Origin of the sequence: Mesotoga sp. HF07.pep.5.2.highcov, from assembly GCF_003666285.1 — a bacterium.
Classification (GTDB): Bacteria; Thermotogota; Thermotogae; order Petrotogales; family Kosmotogaceae; genus Mesotoga; species Mesotoga prima.
In genome coordinates this window covers 1-5100 of sequence record NZ_JFHJ01000305.1, presented here as the reverse complement: position 1 = coordinate 5100, position 5100 = coordinate 1, and the positions used below count along the sequence as shown (strand labels likewise).

At 44.6% G+C, this 5100-nt stretch carries 6 protein-coding genes; 4 read left to right on the top strand and 2 right to left on the bottom strand.

Going from position 1 to position 5100, the window contains the following annotated elements:
• Together BG32_RS06750 and BG32_RS06745 are read right to left on the bottom strand one after the other, a co-directional pair.
• Nucleotides 1–421, bottom strand: a 421-nt coding sequence (locus tag BG32_RS06750) for a GNAT family N-acetyltransferase (protein ID WP_147434860.1), incomplete at its 3' end; no start/stop codon positions are given.
• Entirely contained in the window at nt 418–1488 is a 1071-nt protein-coding gene (locus tag BG32_RS06745; RefSeq protein WP_259459573.1) for an alanine/ornithine racemase family PLP-dependent enzyme, read from the bottom strand. The genes BG32_RS06750 and BG32_RS06745, both read right to left, overlap by 4 nt.
• 58 nt (nt 1489–1546) lie before the next feature.
• On the opposite strand from BG32_RS06745, the gene BG32_RS06740 reads away from it, so the two are divergent.
• The 4 genes from BG32_RS06740 to BG32_RS06725 all read left to right on the top strand — a co-directional run.
• Nucleotides 1547–1972: a DUF123 domain-containing protein gene (locus BG32_RS06740; RefSeq protein ID WP_236609192.1), complete on the top strand. Its 426-nt coding sequence runs from the start codon at nt 1547–1549 to the stop codon at nt 1970–1972.
• Nucleotide 1973: 1 nt separating this feature from the next.
• A complete protein-coding gene (locus BG32_RS06735) occupies nt 1974–2756 on the top strand; it encodes an S-adenosyl-l-methionine hydroxide adenosyltransferase family protein (RefSeq protein ID WP_014730248.1) in 783 nt (260 codons plus the stop codon).
• Entirely contained in the window at nt 2743–4053 is a 1311-nt protein-coding gene (locus tag BG32_RS06730) for a PAS domain-containing sensor histidine kinase (protein ID WP_014730247.1), read from the top strand. Before BG32_RS06735 ends, BG32_RS06730 begins: the two co-directional genes overlap by 14 nt.
• On the top strand, nt 4028–5100 hold a 1073-nt coding region (locus BG32_RS06725), incomplete at its 3' end, for a sigma-54 dependent transcriptional regulator (RefSeq protein WP_147434859.1). The genes BG32_RS06730 and BG32_RS06725, both read left to right, overlap by 26 nt.

Genomic DNA, 5100 nt, shown 5'->3' with positions numbered 1-5100 from the left:
AAGAATCTGAGATATCTCCTATCTCACTTTCAAGGTTTGTGAAAACACCTATGCGGTTGAAACCGAAGGCTTCATTCATTCTGATCGAGGCAGTATTGTCGAAATAGGTCGCAAAGTAAAGCCTTTCGAGCCCGATTCTCTTCGCAATGGCCAGGGTTTGTTTTCCGAGTTCCTTGCCAAACCCTTTGCCCTGAAGAGCAGGATCTATTCTCATTCCTTCCATCCAGCCCACTTTATCGCTTAAGAGTCTGAGATTATCTATTCCTACTAATGTCCCGTCTTTCCAGAGTCCCATGAAGTGGCATGAAGGGTCTTCAACCCATTTTTCGAAGACATGAGGAATGTAGTCATCACCCTCCCAGATCGTCTTTACGATCTCTCTTACTCTTTCTCCATCACACTTTTGAAGGCGCCTTATCATTCGTAAACCTTCCTTATATACGGTGAGGTCATCACTCTTAGCAGCGCACCGTACGACATTCTGAAGCCAATCGAATCCCCTACAGAAAAAGACTTTTCGGACTCGGTCACGTCGACTATCAGGTGATCACTCGAAGCGTGTAGCACTTCACATCCCCCGACAAGTGGCGTCAATCCTGAGGGAAGAACATCCTGTTCTCCAAGATCCAGTATCGCCTTTATTCTCTTCCCCTTGTCTTCAAAATGGGGGATTCTTCCAAAAGCATCACGACCTATTTCGCCTATCGGTACGGATGGCTTTTCCGCTATTTCGATTACTTCCCCATACAGTGTAAACGTATCCTGCAGTGTTCCAGGAACCTCTCTGTTGTTCGTAACATCGGTCCCACAAAGAATCGACTCTCCCAATCTGAAATGGTTTATACCTTTCGGAACTATCCCTTTTTCGAGAAGAGGCAGTGACGCAGTATTCCCGGCAGAGTATCTTCTCAATGAATAGCCAGTCTTTTTTCTAAGGAACTCACCTAAAGAAAGAAGAATCTCGAATTTCTTTGGAGTTGCAATTACGCCCCCAAAGCATCCAAGATTGGTTCCAATTCCTTCAAGGTTTTCACCGGCAATTTCGAATGCTTTCTCCAAAACCGATTCCGCCTCGTAATACATAACTCCCTCTCTAAGGTCTCCCGTATCGATCATGTATATGAAATTCACTTCTTGCCCTGTTTCAGATGAGAGTTCATAAAGCTTGCTCAATGAATCAAGATCTCCAATGAGCACGGTGTCTACATTATCCAACACTTCTCTGAATTTTGATCTCTCGGGAAGTCTTAACAAAAGAAAATCAGAATCAATTCCAGCATTCATAATTCTGGAAATGTTTTCCAACCTGGATTCGCCGATTTCCTTTACTCCACTATTCAACAGTATAGATGCTATCGTCGGGTCTCCACACACAACTTTCGTAACCGCTGCGATTTCTACCCCATTAACTTCGGCCAGTTCTCTAACTCTTTTCGCATTGGCCCCTATGCTCACGGTATTAACCACAACTTTTGCCAAGGAAATCACCTCAACAAATTATACATTGTACACCTTTTCATTTCAGAGCAAATGGTTCTTGGCAGGTTTGCTGTCGTATAATATCTACATTATGGATTACAATAAGGGTGATTACATTGTCTTGCTTTTTCTCAGAGAAGCGGCAGAGGTATCTTCGAGCAAAAAAAAGTGGCATCTTGAATCGGGATACTACTTATATGTTGGATCGGCAATGAACTCACTGACGGAAAGGGTTAAGAGGCACCTCTTAGAAGAAAAGAAGAAGCACTGGCATATAGATTTCCTTAGAGAGAAGGCTGAAGTTCTTGCGGTTCTGCTTCTTCCGGCAAAGACAAGTAACGAAGAGGAACTTTCAAATCTGATCTCAAACTACTGTATTGCTGTTCCTGGCTTCGGTGCTTCTGACTGTAAAACAGATTCGAATCTATACAGGGTCGGATTCGGTTGTATCGAAAAAGTGTTTTCTTCAATTGTTGGCAAATGGAGGGATTAGAATGATTGCTTTTCTTACTGACTGGGGATCAAACAGCTACTATGTCGGCGTAACTAAAGTCGTGATGAGAGAAATAAATAGAATGGTGGAAATAATAGATATATGTCATGATATTAGACCTTACAGCATAAGACACGGTGCTTATGTCTTGCAAAGGGCAATAAAGGATCTTCCGGCAGATGCAGTCTTTCTAGCAGTCGTTGATCCTGGGGTAGGGACATCAAGAAAGCCAATAATGATGGTTTTGAAAGATGGAAGACGCCTTGTTGGACCGGACAATGGTTTGTTCACACTTGCTGCCGAAGAGTACGGAATCCACGAAATACGAGAGCTGGAAAATAGAGAGTACCACAGGGGAAATTCCCGGAGCTTTCATGGAAGAGACATTTTCGCGCCCGTTGCAGCCCATGTCGATGCAGGCGTAGAACCGGCTAAACTCGGTTCTAGACTAATGAGCTTCGAATATCTTAAATACAAGAAACCTGCCAGAGAAGGAAATGTACTCTCTGGGGAGGTTGCCTTCTACGATAATTTTGGTAACCTGGAAACGAATGTTCCAGAGGCTCTCGCTAATGATTTTGAAGAAGGAGAAATTCTTGAAATTGGAAAGGGCAGAAAACCTTTCAAAGCTACATTCGGAAATACTTATTACGATGTGAATCCCGGAAATTTGCTTGCCCATTTCGATTCAAGCGGCTTCCTAGAAATCACCGTGAACAAGGGAAGTGCCCGGGAGCTCCTCGCCATTGAGGAAGGGGAACCCATAACAATTGTCAAAACTTGACGGAGGCCTTTTCAAACCCGGCTACCATTACATTGTTGGTGGTGTGGTGCTGGGAACTGGGCTTATCTATTCTTTCATTGAAGGGTTCAGTCTTGATCGAGTGGTTTTGATAGCTCTTCTTTCTCTTGCGGCGTTAGCATCCGTCTATTTCGCTCTGGTAAGACAGTTGGAGAGGCTAGTTAGGCTTGTACAAACAGGCGAGAGAAAATCAATCGGTGAACTTGAAGGGCAGTTCAATCAGATTTACGGCTTCTACAGAAGTCTTTCATTTCAAATTGAAGAGGAAAGAAATTATTACGAAAGACTGTACAGGGATTATTCAGAGCTTCTGAACACCCTAGAGATTTCCGTTGCTTCAGTGGACGAGAACGGAAATTTCGATCTCGTCAACGACGCGTTCACAAAGAGCTTCTCTTACGGTAGTCAGCAAGGAAGATATCTCCGGATAGATAGATTTGCAAGAAGGACAGGTTTGATTTTTCCGCTTCAAGAAGGTCAGTATGAAGTCTATAGCAAGAAACTCGGCAAGCGATACCTTGTGTCGGTTGTCCATAAGCAGAAAAGCGGTTATCTGCTAACCCTTACCGATATGACCAGTCAGTGGAAGACAAAACAGCTTCTGGAAAAAACGAGAAGATATGCTGTCGATGCGCAAACAGTAGCCGATCTCGCGCATGGTCTCAAGCAACCGCTGGCAAATGTTAGGCTTGCGCTTGATCTTTACAGGAGAACGGGAAAACCAGAGTACATTGATACACTTGAAAAGGAGCTAAATGCCTTTCAAGGTAGGGTAGGTGGAATCCTACAGATTTTCAGGTATGGAGAGGAATTCGACGTGGTCGATCTTTCTGAGCAGGTTATGAAAGTCGCGACCTTCATGTCCTCGATCTTTCAGGAAAGAAAGATAGATTTTAGAATAATCTCGCTCGAAAAAGGGCTGGTCTTGGCGCAGCGCGGAAGGCTTGAGAATGTTATCAAGAACCTCTTCATGAATGCCGTCGAAGCCGGTCTGCCTTCAGAAACCTCCATTATCGCAAAAGTTAGAGCCTCAAAAGAATACTTGACACTGATCGTTGCCGATACGGGAAAGGGAATCGACCCGACCAATTTGCAGAAAGTATTCAAGCCCTTCTTTTCAACTAAGACCGAGGGATCGGGACTTGGACTGTACCTAGTCCACAATTTCTGCGAGGAAAACGATGTAAGATTGAAAATGAGAAGTGTAAAAGGGAAAGGAACAGTATTTGTATTAACCTTCAGGAGGCAATTAGATGAAGCGCAAAGTCCTTGTGGTTGATGATGATCTGGCCTTTAACGGTCTCCTGGGCGCTGCGCTAGAAGAAGAGGGATACGAAGTAGTTCAGGTCTACAATCTCGAGCAGACGCTGAAGCAGATCTCTGAAGAGGTCTTCGATTGTTTGATACTGGACGTCAGACTTCCCGATGGATCGGGGTTAGACATAATTTCCGAAGCCGCACTCAGTTCGCCAGTGATAGTTGTCTCCGCTCATGGAGACATAAACACTGCAATAGATGCAGTCAAAAAAGGCGCTTTCAATTTTCTAGAGAAGCCCTTTGATCTAAACCATGCGCTTCTCGAAGTTAAGAGGGCAATTGAGTTCTCGGAGGTTTCAAGGGAAAGGGATAGTCTGGCCGACTTGGTGACTACTGAACCCTCCGTAGAGATAATCGGAAAGAGCAAAAATATTCTCGAGCTGAAGCAAATGATCGCAGCAATCGCACCAAAGAAAGTCACGGTGCTTCTTGAGGGAGAAAGCGGCACTGGAAAGGAAGTGGTTGCGAGATCTATACACCAGAAAAGTGGACGAGGAAAGTTTGTCCCCATAAACTGTGGTGCAATACCGGAAAACCTTTTTGAGAGTGAGCTTTTCGGCTACGAAAAGGGCTCCTTCACGGGTGCCATGAATTCAAAACCGGGTTTGATAGAAGAGTCCCACCGCGGAACACTTTTCCTTGACGAAATATCCGAGATGCCCCTTCCAATGCAGGTGAAACTTCTGAGGGTCCTCGAGACATCCTCCAGTCAGAGGCTTGGGGGCACCACATCCCGAAAGCTTGACCTAAGAGTAATCGCAGCCACAAATAGAGATCTTGAGGTAGAAGTTTCGAAAGGAAACTTCAGGAGTGATCTCTACTACAGATTGAACGTCGTGAAGATTAAGATAGATCCGCTAAGAGAAAAACGTGAGGATATCCCGATTCTGATCCATCACTTTTTGCCGAGGCTCTGTGAGGAGCTTGGAATGAAGAAGCCACCGACGATTCCAGAGGATTTCATGAATAAGATGAAAGCATATGACTGGCCCGGAAACATTCGAGAGCT